This window comes from Bacillus sp. BPN334, assembly GCF_008368885.1.
Classification (GTDB): domain Bacteria; phylum Bacillota; class Bacilli; order Bacillales; family Bacillaceae_G; genus Bacillus_A; species Bacillus_A wiedmannii.
In genome coordinates, this window is record NZ_QOZW01000010.1 from 77,768 (window position 1) to 93,554 (window position 15,787).

17 protein-coding genes and 2 pseudogenes are annotated in these 15,787 nt (G+C 35.8%); 6 read left to right on the top strand and 13 right to left on the bottom strand.

The annotated features are described in order from the left end of the window. Positions 1-11: 11 nt before the first annotated feature. The 3 genes from DN393_RS15460 to dnaE all read right to left on the bottom strand — a co-directional run bounded on the left by DN393_RS15460 (position 12) and on the right by dnaE (position 5,339). The gene (locus DN393_RS15460) at positions 12-656 is read right to left on the bottom strand and encodes a FadR/GntR family transcriptional regulator (protein WP_000204434.1); all 645 of its coding nucleotides are present in this window, start codon (positions 654-656) and stop codon (positions 12-14) included. Between the two features lie 14 nt (positions 657-670). Then, entirely contained in the window at positions 671-1,879 is a 1,209-nt protein-coding gene (ystJ, locus tag DN393_RS15465) for an NADP-dependent malic enzyme (RefSeq protein ID WP_161796084.1), read from the bottom strand. A gap of 133 nt (positions 1,880-2,012) precedes the next feature. Then, a complete protein-coding gene (gene dnaE, locus DN393_RS15470; RefSeq protein WP_064474604.1) occupies positions 2,013-5,339 on the bottom strand; it encodes a DNA polymerase III subunit alpha in 3,327 nt (1,108 codons plus the stop codon). Positions 5,340-5,381: 42 nt separating this feature from the next. Here dnaE and DN393_RS15475 point away from each other — a divergent pair, with 42 nt between their 5' ends. Both DN393_RS15475 and ytrI read left to right on the top strand, forming a co-directional pair. Then, positions 5,382-5,795: a YtrH family sporulation protein gene (locus DN393_RS15475; RefSeq protein ID WP_002008713.1), complete on the top strand. Its 414-nt coding sequence runs from the start codon at positions 5,382-5,384 to the stop codon at positions 5,793-5,795. After that, entirely contained in the window at positions 5,792-6,295 is a 504-nt protein-coding gene (gene ytrI, locus DN393_RS15480) for a sporulation membrane protein YtrI (RefSeq protein WP_064474603.1), read from the top strand. Before DN393_RS15475 ends, ytrI begins: the two co-directional genes overlap by 4 nt. A 234-nt stretch (positions 6,296-6,529) precedes the next feature. On the opposite strand, the gene DN393_RS15485 is transcribed toward ytrI, so the two are convergent. Continuing rightward, positions 6,530-7,462, bottom strand: a complete 933-nt coding sequence (locus tag DN393_RS15485) for a DHH family phosphoesterase (protein WP_048562137.1) — start codon at positions 7,460-7,462, stop codon at positions 6,530-6,532. Positions 7,463-7,700: 238 nt separating this feature from the next. Here DN393_RS15485 and DN393_RS15495 point away from each other — a divergent pair, with 238 nt between their 5' ends. Next, positions 7,701-7,997: a YtpI family protein gene (locus DN393_RS15495; protein ID WP_001144772.1), complete on the top strand. Its 297-nt coding sequence runs from the start codon at positions 7,701-7,703 to the stop codon at positions 7,995-7,997. Positions 7,998-8,014: 17 nt separating this feature from the next. Here the strand turns inward: DN393_RS15495 and DN393_RS15500 are convergent, their stop codons facing one another. The 4 genes from DN393_RS15500 to DN393_RS15515 form a co-directional block, all read right to left on the bottom strand. Beyond that, entirely contained in the window at positions 8,015-8,278 is a 264-nt protein-coding gene (locus DN393_RS15500) for a DUF3949 domain-containing protein (RefSeq protein WP_048544372.1), read from the bottom strand. A gap of 87 nt (positions 8,279-8,365) precedes the next feature. Beyond that, positions 8,366-9,307, bottom strand: coding sequence for a phosphotransferase enzyme family protein (locus tag DN393_RS15505; RefSeq protein WP_088048026.1), 942 nt, complete (start codon positions 9,305-9,307; stop codon positions 8,366-8,368). A gap of 76 nt (positions 9,308-9,383) precedes the next feature. After that, entirely contained in the window at positions 9,384-9,707 is a 324-nt protein-coding gene (locus DN393_RS15510; RefSeq protein WP_064474600.1) for a hypothetical protein, read from the bottom strand. A 148-nt stretch (positions 9,708-9,855) separates the two neighbouring features. After that, on the bottom strand, positions 9,856-11,169 hold the full coding sequence (locus DN393_RS15515) for a CBS domain-containing protein (protein ID WP_000201565.1): 1,314 nt from the start codon (positions 11,167-11,169) through the stop codon (positions 9,856-9,858). Positions 11,170-11,416: 247 nt separating this feature from the next. Between DN393_RS15515 and DN393_RS31590 the strand changes: the two genes are divergently transcribed. Continuing rightward, entirely contained in the window at positions 11,417-11,575 is a 159-nt protein-coding gene (locus DN393_RS31590; RefSeq protein ID WP_176542836.1) for a hypothetical protein, read from the top strand. Positions 11,576-11,615: 40 nt separating this feature from the next. On the opposite strand, the gene DN393_RS15520 is transcribed toward DN393_RS31590, so the two are convergent. After that, positions 11,616-12,299, bottom strand: coding sequence for a metal-dependent hydrolase (locus DN393_RS15520; RefSeq protein ID WP_088048024.1), 684 nt, complete (start codon positions 12,297-12,299; stop codon positions 11,616-11,618). 149 nt (positions 12,300-12,448) lie between these two features. Here DN393_RS15520 and pepQ point away from each other — a divergent pair, with 149 nt between their 5' ends. Beyond that, positions 12,449-13,546, top strand: coding sequence for a Xaa-Pro dipeptidase (gene pepQ / locus DN393_RS15525; RefSeq protein ID WP_088048023.1), 1,098 nt, complete (start codon positions 12,449-12,451; stop codon positions 13,544-13,546). Positions 13,547-13,586: 40 nt separating this feature from the next. Here the strand turns inward: pepQ and DN393_RS15530 are convergent. Continuing rightward, positions 13,587-13,961 (bottom strand): annotated as a pseudogene (locus DN393_RS15530) (hypothetical protein). A 94-nt stretch (positions 13,962-14,055) separates the two neighbouring features. Between DN393_RS15530 and DN393_RS15535 the strand changes: the two are divergent. Continuing rightward, a complete protein-coding gene (locus DN393_RS15535) occupies positions 14,056-14,883 on the top strand; it encodes a DUF2785 domain-containing protein (RefSeq protein WP_088048022.1) in 828 nt (275 codons plus the stop codon). A 13-nt stretch (positions 14,884-14,896) separates the two neighbouring features. Here the strand turns inward: DN393_RS15535 and DN393_RS15540 are convergent, their stop codons facing one another. The 3 genes and pseudogenes from DN393_RS15540 to DN393_RS15550 all read right to left on the bottom strand — a co-directional run bounded on the left by DN393_RS15540 (position 14,897) and on the right by DN393_RS15550 (position 15,785). Further along, complete coding sequence (locus DN393_RS15540) at positions 14,897-15,103, bottom strand: hypothetical protein (RefSeq protein WP_001248905.1); 207 nt, start codon at positions 15,101-15,103, stop codon at positions 14,897-14,899. 63 nt (positions 15,104-15,166) lie between these two features. Then, positions 15,167-15,348: pseudogene (locus DN393_RS32420) on the bottom strand (anti sigma factor C-terminal domain-containing protein); the annotation flags it as partial. Between the two features lie 92 nt (positions 15,349-15,440). Next, positions 15,441-15,785 carry a DUF6176 family protein gene (locus DN393_RS15550; RefSeq protein ID WP_088048021.1) on the bottom strand — a complete coding sequence of 115 codons (345 nt, stop codon included), beginning with the start codon at positions 15,783-15,785 and terminating at the stop codon, positions 15,441-15,443. Between the last annotated feature and the right edge of the window lie 2 nt (positions 15,786-15,787).

The following is a 15,787-nucleotide window of genomic DNA, read 5'->3' on the forward strand; positions in this document are numbered from 1 at the left end:
AATTTTATACATTACGAGTGAAACTGTATATTCTCTACTAATTCATCGTAAATTTTTAGTGCATCATTTTCTTGTTTTTCTTCCAAAGTAGCATAAAGCTTTCTATACATATCGATAGAATCTCCTGAAACTTCACAAGAAAGAGTTGATACGTAATCATTTACGATCATCCAAATGCGATATAGTAAATAATTATCGACTTGTTCAATGAGTGTTTTAAAGAACGTTTGATGAAGCATCGGAATTGAATTTTCATTTTCTTCAAGCACTTGATTTAATTTTCTTAGCACTTTAGAAAACGTTTCTTTCGGCAAATTACATACAATTCGAATCATATCTTTCTCAAGCAATCGTTTTGTTTGTAATAAATCACGAATTGTTTTCTCATCTTGCAGTAAGAACGGCGCAATCAATTGTACAAGACCGTTATCGTAAAAGTTTCGAATAAACGTCCCTTCACCACGTCTCGTTTCAATCAATCCTACCAGTTCTAAAGCACGCAATGCTTCTCTTACAGAGGAACGCCCTACGTTTAAACGTGAACTTAACTCACGCTCAGACGGCAAACGATCCCCTGCCACCAATCCATCTTCTTCCATAATGGAACGGATTTTTTTTACAATTTCGAGATATACTTTTGTATTTGATGATGTCAATGGAAATTCCTCGCTTATTCTTTACCAATCAGCGCTAATTGTTTTGTTTTCTCAGCAATCTCATTTGGATCTACTTGACGGCGAGCTACTCCTGTCTCCATTGCAGCTTTCGCAACGTAAGCTGCCACTTGAGGCGCTACACGCGCGTCAAACGGTGCCGGAATGATATAGTCTGCATTCAACTCATCTTCTGCTACAAGCTCAGCAATAGCCTGTACAGCTGCCATCTTCATTTCTTCGTTAATTTGTGTCGCATGTACGTCAAGTGCACCACGGAAAATACCAGGGAACGCTAGTACATTATTTACTTGGTTCGCGAAGTCAGAACGACCCGTTCCAACAACAGCTGCGCCCGCTGCTTTTGCCAATTCTGGCATAATTTCTGGAACTGGATTCGCCATTGCAAAAATAATTGCATCGTCATTCATTGTACGAACCATCTCTTCTGTTAATGCACCTTCTGCAGATACACCAATGAATACGTCCGCACCTTGTACAACGTCAGCTAAAGAACCTTCGATACGATTCTTATTTGTATATTTTGCAACTTCATCCTTCACCGGATTCATACCTGTAGGACGACCATCATAGATTGCGCCTTTACGGTCACACATAATAATGTCGCGTACACCATAGCGATATAAAAGTTTAATAATTGCAATACCTGCTGCACCTGCGCCATTTGCGACAACTTTAATGTCAGACATTTTCTTTCCAACTAATTTTAGCGCGTTCACAAGACCTGCTACTGTTACGATAGCTGTTCCGTGTTGATCATCATGGAAGATAGGAATATTTGTTTCTTTTTTCAAACGTTCTTCAATAATGAAGCAGTTTGGTGCTGCGATATCCTCTAAGTTAACGCCGCCAAAAGTTGGCTCCATTAATTTTACAGTTTCAACAATTTTATCTACATCGTTTGTATTTAAGGCAATTGGGAATGCATCTACACCAGCAAAGCTCTTGAATAATACAGCTTTACCTTCCATTACTGGAAGAGATGCTTCAGGTCCAATGTTACCAAGACCAAGTACAGCCGTGCCATCTGTCACAACTGCTACCATATTTCCCTTCATCGTATATTCATATACCTTACTTTTATCGTCATAAATTTCTTTACAAGGTTCTGCAACCCCTGGAGAATATGCAAGACTTAAATCTTTTGCATTTTCTACTTTTACTTTTGATACAGTTTCTAATTTTCCTTGATGCACTTTATGCATGTGAAGTGCTTCTTCACGAAGTGTTGACAAACTATCCACTCTCCTCAAATTATTCTAGCTGATATCAATTTCTCCAAGTGGTCTGACCACGAACACTACTACTATAATAATCGAAGTGTAGGGAAATTGTCCATTATATTTTCACAACCACATTTTCTTCCCCGACAATTTCACGAAGTGCTCCTAAACATTCTTCACTTGGATGAATCGATAAACTTCGAGATAATTGTACCATTTTATGTTCCTTTTCATAATAAATTAGTACTTTCGCAAAACCTGAATAGTCAAACAATATTTTAGTAACCTGATTTAAAAGCTTTTTCTCATACTGAGACGGCAATTTCACGTAAACAGATGCGTCTTTCTTTTCTTCATACACATCCATTTCTTCTAATGGATATAGTCCATTTACAATCCATTGTAACTTATGATTTCTTAGCTCAATCATGCCGTCAACTAAAACAATTGCTCCTTCTTGTAACTTATCTGAGAAATGTATATACGTTTCAGGGAAAAGAACTGCTTCCATTTCATCATTTTGATCACAAAATGTAATAAACGCCATCTTTTGCAACTTTTTCGTACGAATCACTCTCACGCTTGTTATATACACGATAGCCCTTTGTACTTTTTTCTTATGTCGCATCGCCTGAGCAAGAGATGGAATTTCTAATTCTTTCGCTAACTTCACATACTGCGCTGTCGGATAGCTTGATAAATAAAAACCTAGTGCTTCCTTCTCCTTATTTAACTGTTCAATAAAAGAGAGCTCTTCTCCTTGTACGTATTTTGATTTTGGAACAGCATCTCCTAAATCACGTGCAAGATTTGCGTACTCTAACGCTCCTTTAAGGCTTTTCCATAAATTTGTTCTCGAAACACCAAAATCATCAAAACATCCAGACCAGACGAACGCCTCTAAATTTCGCTCTGTTACAAACTTTGATGGCATGCGAAGACAAAATTCAAATAAATCTTCAAACATTTTTTTCTCTCGTTCTTCGAGTAATGCTGTCACTGTAGCCATTCCGATGTTTCGAATGGAAAGTAAGCTGTAACGTATCGCATTGCCTTCTATTTGGAAATCGTAACCACTTCTCTGAAGAGACGGCGGCAAAACATGAAAACCTTTTCGCTTCGTTTCGCGTATATACTGCACAATCTTATCTTCATTTCCAATTGCACTTGATAATAGTGCCGTCATGAATTCCAACGTATAATTCGCTTTTAAGTAGGCAAGCTGATATCCAATCATACTGTAGGCTACGGCGTGACTTCGGTTAAAACCGTAATTCGCAAATCTTACAATCAAATCGTAAATTTTCTCCGCGGATGTCTCGTCATAACCGTTTTTTAAACAACCTTGCACAAAATGCTTACGTTCCTGATCTAAAATATCACGATTTTTTTTACTCACTGCACGGCGTAATAAATCTGCTTCTCCGAGCGAGAATCCCGCCAACTTCGACGCAATTTGCATAATTTGTTCTTGGTATACAATTACACCGTATGTTCTTTCTAAAATCGGCTTTAAATCCGGATGTAAATATTCAATTTTTCTTTTTCCGTGCTTTGATTCAATAAAGGTTGGAATTTGTTCCATTGGTCCTGGTCTATATAACGAGTTAACAGCGACAATATCTTCAAATTCATTCGGTTTTAACCCGCGAAGTACATTTCGCATACCACCTGATTCAAGCTGGAATACACCTGTTGTATCCCCTCTACCTAACAATTGGAACGTCTTTTCATCTTGAAGCGGTAAATTTCTTAAATCAATTTGTGTTCCCGTCTTTTTCACGATAAACTTTATAATATTTTCAAGTAACGTTAAATTACGTAATCCTAAAAAATCCATCTTTAACAAACCAAGTTCTTCTAATGCATCAGCTGGATATTGCGTAACATACACATCGTTATGCCCTTCTTGAATTGCAACACTTCCTGTTAACGGCTCTTGACTCATAATAACGCCAGCTGCATGAATAGACGTATGACGTGGTAAACCTTCTACACGTTTTGCAATTTCAAACACACGCTCATGCAACAGATTCCCTTGTATGAACTCACGGAGTGATTGCGATTCCTCATATGCATCTTTTAACGTTATACCGAGCTTTGATGGGATAAGTTTTGAGAATATGTCAATATCTCGCGGCGGAAGCCCCATTACACGCGCAATATCTCTAATTGCCGCTTTCGCTGCAAGCGTCCCGAACGTTACGATTTGTGCAACACGAAGCTGACCATATTTATCTTTCACATATCGAATCATCTCATCACGTCTTATATCTGGAAAATCGATATCAATATCTGGAAGTGTCACACGTTCGGGGTTTAAAAATCTTTCAAATAATAGATCATATTCAATCGGATCAATATCTGTAATTTCTAATACGTAAGAAACGAGTGAGCCAGCTGCCGATCCACGTCCTGGTCCTGTTAAAATATGATTTTCATGCGCATACTTCATAAAATCCCACACGATGAGGAAATAATCACTAAACCCCATACTAGAAATAACGGTTAATTCATGATTCAAACGCCTTATATGTACTTCTTTCGGCGTACCATATCGTTTCTGCAAACCTTCTTCACAAACGCGGCGTAAATACATATCATTCGTCTCGTTAGCTGGAACAGGAAATTTCGGTAATTGATTTATATGAAACGGTATTTCTACTCTGCAACGTTCTGCAATTTCTACTGTGTTATAAATCGCTTCTTCTACGTGAGAAAATAGTGCTTCCATTTCATCTGATGATTTTAAATAATATTGATCCGTTTTCAACCTTGGTCTATCTGGATCAGTCATTTTCGTTCCACTTTCAACAGATAATAAGCACTCATGAACAAGTGCGTCACTTTGATTGATGTAGCGTACATCATTTGTCGCAACGACTGGAACATTTATCCTACTCATAAATACAGGTAATTTCTCTTGCAGGAGCAGTTCATCTTGAATCGCATGATGCTGCAAACTCATATAAAAATTACCGAACATACTTTGATACATGCGAGCTACTTCTTCAGCTTGACTCTCTTTGTCTTCTAATAATAATTGTTCAATTTCCCCATCTTTACCTGGTGAAATAGCAATTAATCCTTTCGCATAATGGGCAAGCCACTTTTTCGGAATACCTTCTTTTGACTTCGTCATAATGCTACTAGAAATCTTTAATAAATTTTGATAGCCCATTTCATTTTCAGCAAGTAAAACAAGCGGATAAGATTTTTCCTCTTCTTCACTAAAAATAGAAGCTGTTAAGCCGATAATAGGCTGTATACCATGTTTCTTACATGCTTTATAAAACGGAATAACGCCATACATAACATTTTCGTCCGTAATAGCGAGTGACGAAAAACCAAGTTCTTTCGCCCTGACTACAAGCTCATCAATTTTACAAGCACTTTTTAATAAACTAAAAACGGTTTGACATTGTAAATGCACAAACTTCACTGTTGTACCCTCTCTTTACCAATCTGACTACTTTTATTATAGGTGATGAGGAAAGCGGAAATCAAAACATACTTCTTATACTTTGTCCATATATATGAAGAAGAAAGGGGAATGACGATGGATGTAAGAGAACATACTTTTTTCTCTCTGCTTATTATTAGTTATTTTATTGCCTTTGGGGTTATACTTGGTGGTTCATTAATTGGTGGATTTGGTGCATTTCTTATCGGAAAACCAACTCTAACTTACATTAATCAATTCGCCCAAAATTTAAGAATTTGGGCACTCGTTGCAGCAATTGGCGGAACATTTGATACTTTTTATAGCTTTGAAAGAAGTTTCTTTGGCGGAGATATGAAAGATATCGTAAAACAAATTCTCCTTATTTTTTTCGCAACGGGTGGTATGCAAACCGGTCTTATTATTATTAAATGGCTAACGCAGGAACATGTATGAGAGTACCAAGTGCCAATACAGCAAAAAGATGGTATTTAGTTTTAGCTGGTGCTGCTGTTGGAGGCGTGTTGAGCTGGTTTATTTTTTTGTACATATACGGTGTTTTTCAAGAAGAACAAGCTATTAAAATAGCAGAACAAAAAGAAATTATAGAAAAACAAGAAGCAAAGCTCCACGTCCTTCTCGAAGATCAAGAAAAATTGAATACAGAAAATAAACGACTCTTAACTATTCAAGAGATTAAAATAAAAATAATCAATCGAGAAAAATACGATTTAGACAATCTTACACTCGAAAATATGACCACTTCTATTCATAATGACCTCCAGCATCTTTTAACGAAAAACATACAAAGTATCGCAAAAAATAAAGACCTACTCAAAAAAGCAATCGAAAATAAAACGTATAAACATTACGATCGTCTATACCGCTTTAAAGTCGATACAATATCTTTTGATACCGTGCTTGAAATTAGCATTGCTATAGAAAAAGAAAAATAAAATCCCTCCACTTTATCGACATATATAACTCGATAGATGGAGGGGCTTTTTATTTTATTATCGTCATGAGGGTTCTCTTAAAACATAAAAAAAGACGTTTTTGGGAGTTTTTCATTATTCCATCAAATCAATCTCATAAATAACAAAAAACCCCTATTTATTGATGTTTCATTTAAAAAACAAAAAAGAAGGGCTTAAGCGCCCTCCTTCTTTTTTCGTTCAACATACAATTTTTTATCTACACAGCTCACGTAAATCAGCAAAAAGACGATCCGCTTCTTCCCAAGAAGATGCTTTTGCACCAGAAGCCATCGGATGCCCTCCGCCATTATATTGCATTGCTAATTTATTTATCACTGGTCCTTTTGAGCGAAGACGAACACGAATCACATCGTCTTCCTCTAAAAATAGAACCCATGACTTTAATCCATCAATATTACCAAGTGCTCCAACAACGCCAGATGCCTCAGAAGGAAGTACATCAAACTTTTCTAATACTTCTTTCGTTAATTTAATGTAAGCTGCTCCTTCTTCTACCATCGTAAAGTTTTGTAAAATATAGCCGTTTAAACGAGCAATCTTTTCTTTCGTCTTATACATTTCATTGTATAAATCTGTGAACTTCACATCCATATCAACAAGTTCACTCACGTAACGAAGTGTTTTCGCTGTTGTATTCGGGAATAAGAAACGACCTGTATCCCCAACAATACCCGCTAAAATAAGACGAGCTGCTTCTTTCGTTATCTGTAATCCTTTATCTTTTCCATAACTGTAAAACTCATAAATCATTTCACTTGTAGAACTTGCTGTCGTATCTACCCATGTAATATCTCCGTACGGATCTTCATTCGGATGATGATCAATTTTAATTAACATCTTCCCTTTTGCATAGCGTTGATCGTCAACACGTTCTTGGTTCGCAGTATCACATACGATAACAAGTGCATTTTCATATACACTATCTTCAATATCATCCATTACTCGTAAATATTCTAGTGACGGTTCATTGTACCCAACCGTATAAATATTTTTCTCTGGAAACGATTCTTGTAGAATTGTACCCAGACCGCCCTGTGAACCTAATGCATCTGGATCTGGACGCACATGACGATGAATAATAATTGTATCAAACTCTTTAATTGCTCCTAAAATTTGCTCATGCATATGTATAATCTCCTTTTCACTCAACTTCTTCACTTTAACGTGCAGTAAAAGCCCAATTGGTGCGGGCAAATCATTAGCGCAGAAACATCCTCACACTAATTAAAGCTTCACTTTATCCTCCATTATAACGGAAAGTATTTCATACATGCGAACAATTGCTTTATAATAAAAGTTAGAAAGTTTAGATATTTCTTTTTTCTCCACTATTATTTTTCACAAAGCGATGGGAGTGTGCATTATGCCAGTATTAGTCTTCTGTATTATCGTCTCATTTATGTTGTACCTCTTCTACAAAACAAAATACTTTCGTACAAACCGCCCAATGGAGAAAGGTTGGCTCTCTGGAAAATCCGCAATGGCACTTGGTTCATTCGTCTTATTCTTTGGGATAAACCAATTCTTTTTAGAACTTTCAACCGCTCGAATTATCGTTGGTGTTTTATTTGTTCTATTTGGTAGTGCAAGTGTATTTAATGGATTTCGCCAATACAAACATTTCTTACCATTAGCAGTTGAAGAAGCTGAATCTGTCTGAAGCAACATAAAAAAGCATCAATATTGTGATGCTTTTTTACGTCCCTTAACTTTTAAAATCATATATGCAACAAAAGCAGAAGGTATATTAAAGGGGTTGCCTTGTACGTGAAAATGTAATTGTTCTTCTTCAAAAGACATTTTTTCATATAGTTCTCGCTGAGATAATCCTGTTCGTTTCTTTTTTTCATGTAAACCTTGTAAGTATAAATATTGAAACGGTATCATCACAAGAAAGTAAAAGAGTGCGATTCCACCAAAAAAGAGCACTTCTGATGACATAATGCATACCACCTTCCTGAAATCCATTTTCTTACAATTGAATTATAACATAATATACAACCTAATTGAATTACTATTCTGTCTTCTTTATGTAACCGTCTCTCCACATAACTCTTTTTCAGCATACTGAACATATCGCCGAATAAAAGCACCAGGATTTTTTCTAATAGGTTCGATATCAATCCTTAACGGAATCTTTCCCGCCATATAAAAAATTCTCGAAGCAGTCCCAAGTCGAATAGCTGCTTCCGAAATATTTTCCCCATATCCCATCATGAAATTCCCCCATGCGTCTTCTAACTGTCCCGAAGCAATTAAATGCAATCTCGGAACACCAATATCAAACTCTTTATACCCAAATCCACATTCATCAAAATCGAGTAAATACCAATCCTCTTTGTCTACAAGAATATTGCCAAAATGCATATCACCATGAACAAATTGTTTTTCTCCTAATTGAGTTAAATTTGCAAGTTCTTGTATTCTTTCTGCAATTCTTATGCACTTATGCTTATCCGCATTCGATAGAAATGAAGCATTTAGTAATCGTTGTAAAGGCTCGTGGATTATCTTTTTCTCACTATATATAGGCCTTTCATAACCTCTCCAAGTTTGCGGCACTCTTTTGAGCACTTCATTTGTTTTTTCATGAAACTTTCGCATTAATGATCCGAGTTTTTCATAGTCCCTATCCCTTAGTTCTAAAATTTCACTTCCGTTTATAAACCTAAAGACAACAAAATACTGGATATTCCCTTCATCTTTCATAACAGATGTAATCCAATCACCATTTTTATTTACCACTACTTCTGGTACTAACATTTGTTTTTGCATCGCTATTAACCAATGTATTTCAGCCTCTATTTGCTCGCATGTATAACGTCCTTCTCTGTACTGCCTAACTACAAATTTATTTTTGTCCGATTCGAATATATATGTTTGATTTTCTCCCCCATGTAACAATGAAACTTTCGTAAAACTATTTAAATTATATTGCTTACATAACTGCTCTTTAGTGTGAAAATCCATCCTTCTCCCCCTAGTTCCTCTAGTGAAGCGTAATCGACTAACAACCAATTTTCTATCCACATTGATACATATCCTTCTATTTTTTCACTTCTCTATCCGAACTCTTACGTAACTTAAACAATAGCTTCAAAATCCAATAAAACAAAATAAAGTTAAAGAAAAAAACTAATGGATTAAACCAACATTCCCACCCACCATAATAAACAAACGTTTCAGCCGGTACACCAAAGTAAAGAAAATCCGGCTCATTTTCTCCTGATATAGGAATCAAGGCACCTATACTAGCAAGAGTCAAACTTACAAAATAAAGCCTCTTTTTAATAGCGTCCATTCTTCTATGCGTTAACACATGAATAATGATGAAACATATGACAACTAAAAAGAAAAGAATTCCGCCCATTCGCTTCCTCCTTATCACTATTCCATTTCCACATCTTCAAATTGTTTAGTATTTTTATTATAAATATGAAATGATACGTTATTTATTTTTTGTTTCTATCCTTTTAACAAAAAAGATGGAACAAACCAAAGCGGTCTGCTCCATCTTTTTATTTATCGATCAACTGCACCATAAGTAATGCTTTCCCGACAACATTGCCTTCATGATGCACTTCTACATCAACCTTACCAAATTTACGCCCAATTTCTAATACTTTCGGATGTACGGATACAACATTATCAATTTGAACTGGTTTTACGAAATAAATTGTTAAGTTCTCAACAATTAAATCGCTCTTCTTTTGGGCACGAATAACGCGATTCGTTGCTTCCGTCACAATCGTTGCGAATACACCGTAAGATAACGTTCCGATTGAATTCGTCATTTGCGGCGTCACTGAAAATTGATATAAATGTTCATTTTTCGCTTCTTTCGGCGTCATAAATTGATTCGTTACAATATCATCGATTGTTTCACCGACTTGTGGTTGACGCTGAATCATTTGCAACGCCTGAAGTACATCTTGACGGCTAATAATACCTTGCAGTTTATTTCCTTCATCAACAACAGGAAGTAACTCAATTCCTTCCCACACCATCATACGTGCTGCAGCTGCGACAGACATTTTTCCATTTACCGTAATTGGATGCTTTGTCATTACTTTATCAATTGGTGTTTCTTTCGCTACACCAATCATATCTTTTGAAGTTACGATACCTAACACCTTTTTATTTTCATCAACAATTGGATAACGCCCATGCATCGTTTCTTCATTGTACGCATGCCATTGTTGCACTGTATCATTCGGCTTTAAATATAACGTCTCTTCAATTGGCGTTAAAATATCTTCAACGAGGACAATTTCTTTCTTAATAAGCTGATCGTAAATTGCACGGTTAATTAACGTCGCAACTGTAAATGTATCGTAACTACTTGAAATAATCGGCAATTTTAATTCATCTGCTAATTTCTTCACATGATCTTCCGTATCAAATCCGCCCGTAATCAATACCGCAGCTCCGGCTTCTAACGCTAATTGATGTGCGTTCGTACGGTTACCGATAATAAGTAAGTTTCCAGCTTCTGTATAGCGCATCATCGCTTCTAATTTCATTGCCCCGATTACGAATTTATTTAACGTTTTATGTAGTCCCTCTCTGCCCCCAAGTACTTGACCATCGACAATGTTAACGACTTCTGCATATGTCAGCTTTTCAATATTCTCTTTCTTCTTTTGTTCAATTCGAATTGTTCCGACACGTTCAATCGTACTAACATATCCTTTATTTTCTGCATCTTTAATTGCACGGTAAGCTGTCCCTTCACTTACACTCAAATCTTTTGCAATTTGCCTTACAGAAATTTTATGCCCTACTGGCAGGCCATTAATATGTTCTAAAATTTGGTTATGCTTGGTAGCCAAATGGTTTCACCATACTTTCTTTTCCCTAAATTCTTCATGTGTTGTATTTTTAGTATACTATATTTTCAAAACTGTTACACTCTCTCTTTATATATCTGTACTATTTTTTTTATAACAAAATACGGCTTACATGACACTACTTCTTCTATTACAACAATGGAATGGTTTTGTCATCTCGTTCGATAGTTTGTCCAGCCGCTTCAATATACAATTAAGACAAGAAATGAAACAAAGGAGCGGATATATGATGAAAAAATTATTAGAAGTTGTAAGTGCTGTATTTTTAGCTTTCGTAGACGGAAAAAAAGTTGCAATGGAATTGAATGAAACACCTGAACAGCCACTTCCAAAAAGAAAAAAATCATCAAAACAAGTACAACCTTTAAAAGCTGTCCTACACACGTAAAAAAACCTTCACTTGTCTTTTCAAATGAAGGGTTTCTTTTCTATAGTGTAATACTTTCTCCAGCTTCTAATACTTTTCCTGTACAATTTTGTAGCTTTTCTACAAATTGATATGGGTCTTGTTCAATTACTGGGAACGTATTGTAATGCATCGGTACAACAGTTTTCGCCTGAGTCCATTTCGCTGCTAAAACAGCATCTTCTGGTCCCATTGTGAAATTATCACCAATTGGTAAAAACGCTATATCAATGTTATTCAGTTCCCCTATTAATTTCATATCAGAGAATAGAGCGGTATCTCCTGCATGGTATACAGTTTTCTCTTCTGCTGTAAATAAAATACCTGCTGGCATACCTGTATATGTAATCGTCTTATTTTCTTCATCAATATAACTAGAACCGTGGAATGCTTGTGTAAACTTCACTTTTCCGAAGTCAAATTCATGCGAACCACCAATATGCATCGGATGTGTATTTACACCTTGCCAACTTAAAAATGTCGCTAGTTCAAATGGTGCCACAACAACTGCATTATTTTTCTTCGCAAGCTCTACTGTATCTCCAACATGATCACCATGTCCATGTGATAAAAGAATCGCATCTACTTTTACATCTTCGGCCTTTAAATCTGTCTTCGGATTTCCAGTTAAAAATGGATCAATTAAAATCACTTTTCCATTCGTTTCAATTTTTACAACTGAATGTCCATGATAAGATACTTTCATTATTACATTCCTCCCCTATTCACATTCTCACTTTTTATTCTACATGATTTTTCAATTCCCTGTCTTTTCTAACATCGATTTACTTGTCATAACGCTTTCCTCCGATGTAAAGTTATATTTGTAATTAAATATTTCGGGGGTGCCAATCGATGAATGCTAGATTAGAAAATTTAATGCAATGGCTAAAAGAAAAAAACGTAGAAGCTGCGTTCTTAACTTCTACACCAAACGTTTTCTACATGACAAACTTCCACTGTGAACCACACGAAAGACTTCTTGGCATGTTTGTATTCCAAGAAAAAGAACCTATTTTAATTTGCCCTAAAATGGAAGAAGGTCAAGCGCGTAACGCTGGCTGGGCACATGAAATTATCGGATTTACTGATACTGACAGACCATGGGATATGATTGCAAAAGCAATTAAAGACCGCGGCATCAATGCAAATGCAGTTGCAATTGAAAAAGAACATTTAAACGTAGAGCGCTACGAAGAATTAACAAAGTTATTCCCAAATGCAGCTTTCAAATCAGCTGAGGAGAAAGTTCGTGAACTTCGCTTAATTAAAGATGAAAAAGAACTTTCTATTTTACGCGAAGCAGCTAAAATGGCGGACTACGCTGTTGAAGTTGGTGTAAATGCAATTAAAGAAAATCGTAGCGAGCTAGAAGTATTAGCAATTATTGAACACGAATTAAAAACAAAAGGCATACATAAAATGTCATTTGATACGATGGTATTAGCAGGTGCAAACTCTGCTCTTCCACACGGTATTCCAGGTGCAAACAAAATGAAACGCGGCGATTTCGTACTATTTGATTTAGGCGTAATCATTGAAGGTTATTGCTCTGACATTACACGTACAGTGGCATTCGGTGAAATTTCTGAAGAACAAACTCGCATTTATAACACTGTACTTGCTGGACAACTACAAGCAGTTGAAGCATGTAAACCAGGTGTTACACTTGGCGCAATCGACAACGCTGCTCGTTCTGTTATCGCAGATGCAGGTTACGGCGACTTCTTCCCACACCGCCTTGGTCACGGACTTGGAATTAGCGTACACGAATATCCAGATGTAAAAGCTGGTAACGAGTCTCCATTAAAAGAAGGTATGGTCTTCACAATCGAGCCAGGTATTTACGTACCAAACGTAGGTGGCGTTCGTATTGAAGATGATATTTACATCACACAAGACGGGTCAGAAATTTTAACGAAATTCCCGAAAGAATTACAATTTGTGAAATAATAAAAAGGCAGCGTAAGTGCTGCCTTTTTTTATTTCTCTACTATTTCAAATTTAACACCATCTTCTCCTCATACTTATCATCCCATTTAATTACAACTTCTATCGGTTCATCTTTAGATAGAGGTGCACAACTTACACAAGAAGATTTCATTTCAATCCTTGCTCCTTTATGAACTTCTGACGTTTCTGTCATTGCACTAAAGGCTCCATTAATAGCAATCTCTAAATTTTAAAATTCTGTCTTTCCATCTCCGCCCTTATATTGAAACGTAAACATTCCATCTTCACTGTCATCCTTAATATACCCTTTATATTGCCCCGTCCAACTTTTGCTCTCGCTAGAAAAAGTAACATACGAAATCGAACAACTTCCTAAAAAGAAAATACTAATGAAAAAGAATAACGCTCTCTTCATAATGCCCCCTCCATTCAAAAGCACTTATTTATTGTCTATTTCTCCCTCTTATCATATTATAAAAATACAGAATTTTCTAAAATAGGAGGTTTATATGTTACAACAACAGTTAGAAGAAATTCGTAATAATAATTACATATTGGATAACACACTTAACATTGATTCTTTAAGTTCCAATATGTTTGAGCATATCGGTGTTACCGATAGCTATTTAAGAGACAAACTTATTTACTCTACTTTTTACCATCTCATCAAAAAGGACTACATTTCACACACACAATTACAGAAACTATTATTAGAAAGCATTAGTGAAAAATATTTATTGTATAAAATTCATTCGGATGACGAAGATGCTGTATTTACTCGTGCATTTACGACATTATTACTTGCGCTCATTATTGATGCTGATACAAAATATAATTTCTTATCACAGAATGATATTTTAACTGTAAAAGATCAATTGATTCTATATATGAACAATGAACATGATTTCCGTGGATATGTTCAAGACCACGGCTGGGCACACAGTATCGCTCATGCTTCTGATACATTTGAAGCGCTTGTTCGTAGTCCTAAACTGGAAACTTTATATTACGAAGAAATATTACAAACTTTATTAAACAAAGTTTGTGTCCATTCTATTTACTATAAACATGAAGAAGACGAACGACTCGTTTATCCGATTGTCTCAATGCTACAAAATGGTCTAAAGGAAGAAGTACTCATAGCAGCTCTTCATGACTTAGTAGACCAATTACCAGTCCAAAAACAAACACTACATATTGAATCGTACGAGTTTCTATACGGAAATATAAAATCTTTCTTACGTAGCTTATTTTTCAGATTACGTACAATGTCTATATGTAAAGAAACTGAATACGAAATTGAAAAATTACTACAAGGACTTCGCCAACATTACTAAAAAAGAAGGCCCTTTAAAAAGTGCCTTCTTCTATTTCACTAATATTTAATTGAAATTTCACGATCCAAACTGAGAAAAGGTGGACAAGAAGCGCAAACGCCATACATGCTCCGCTCAAAAAAGTTAGTATAGGATGCGAATACACGTGCCCTAATCCATAGGATATCGCCACGAAAAACATTGTTATGTAAATATAAATTGCTCCATGTATTTGCCTCATATGAACCTCCTTTTCCCATATTATAACATAAATTTTCTGATTATTCACATTTATCGCTTGTAATCAATATTTCTCAACTGTTACACCTCTAACAGCAGCCTTAATATATGGTGCTCCTTGTAAACTTTGTAAATCCTCTGTTTTGCCTGTTGCAACTACACCGTATATTGGTAGGTCTTTTGATTCGAAGTTTTCATCTCATTATAGTTTGTCCTAAATTTCTTTTGACACCCTCCTTTATTTTCAAAGATATCTAAATAACACTTTTCTTTTTAAAATTTTTTCAAAATAAAAAGCACACCTATTTTGATGCACTTCTCTCCAACATACTATTCTATTATTTCATCGCTTCCTTCACAACATCTTGAATCATAACGACTTCTGTTTTCATATCAACAGACCGTGCTTCTTCATCAATACATTCATACCAAAACGCTAAGTGCTTTTTATCAATTTCATGATGAGAATTTTCGACAAGAGCCCCGCCTTCTCCTTGCACAGAATACCAATATAAGTACTCTTCTCCATCTCTTATTTCCCGGAAAATTGTCTCAACGTACATCTTTTCGTCGTTTAGTGTCAAAAGCACTTCTTTCATATTGCCATTAAGAAGCTGCATCCATTCATCTACACGATGACTTTTACCTTGTTTCACCTTAAATCTCGTTAACTCCACATTCATTT

Bases quoted from the DNA above. Each gene is read 5' to 3' on its own strand.
- ystJ (WP_161796084.1), bottom strand. From the start codon at position 1,879: ATGCATAAAGTGCATCAAGGAAAATTAGAAACTGTATCAAAAGTAAAA.
- ytrI (WP_064474603.1), top strand. From the start codon at position 5,792: ATGAGAGTACCAAGTGCCAATACAGCAAAAAGATGGTATTTAGTTTTA.
- DN393_RS15485 (WP_048562137.1), bottom strand. From the start codon at position 7,462: ATGCATGAGCAAATTTTAGGAGCAATTAAAGAGTTTGATACAATTATT.
- DN393_RS15495 (WP_001144772.1), top strand. From the start codon at position 7,701: ATGCCAGTATTAGTCTTCTGTATTATCGTCTCATTTATGTTGTACCTC.
- DN393_RS15500 (WP_048544372.1), bottom strand. From the start codon at position 8,278: ATGTCATCAGAAGTGCTCTTTTTTGGTGGAATCGCACTCTTTTACTTT.
- DN393_RS15505 (WP_088048026.1), bottom strand. From the start codon at position 9,307: ATGGATTTTCACACTAAAGAGCAGTTATGTAAGCAATATAATTTAAAT.
- DN393_RS15510 (WP_064474600.1), bottom strand. From the start codon at position 9,707: ATGGGCGGAATTCTTTTCTTTTTAGTTGTCATATGTTTCATCATTATT.
- DN393_RS31590 (WP_176542836.1), top strand. From the start codon at position 11,417: ATGAAAAAATTATTAGAAGTTGTAAGTGCTGTATTTTTAGCTTTCGTA.
- DN393_RS15520 (WP_088048024.1), bottom strand. From the start codon at position 12,299: ATGAAAGTATCTTATCATGGACATTCAGTTGTAAAAATTGAAACGAAT.
- pepQ (WP_088048023.1), top strand. From the start codon at position 12,449: ATGAATGCTAGATTAGAAAATTTAATGCAATGGCTAAAAGAAAAAAAC.
- DN393_RS15535 (WP_088048022.1), top strand. From the start codon at position 14,056: ATGTTACAACAACAGTTAGAAGAAATTCGTAATAATAATTACATATTG.
- DN393_RS15540 (WP_001248905.1), bottom strand. From the start codon at position 15,103: ATGAGGCAAATACATGGAGCAATTTATATTTACATAACAATGTTTTTC.
- DN393_RS15550 (WP_088048021.1), bottom strand. From the start codon at position 15,785: ATGAATGTGGAGTTAACGAGATTTAAGGTGAAACAAGGTAAAAGTCAT.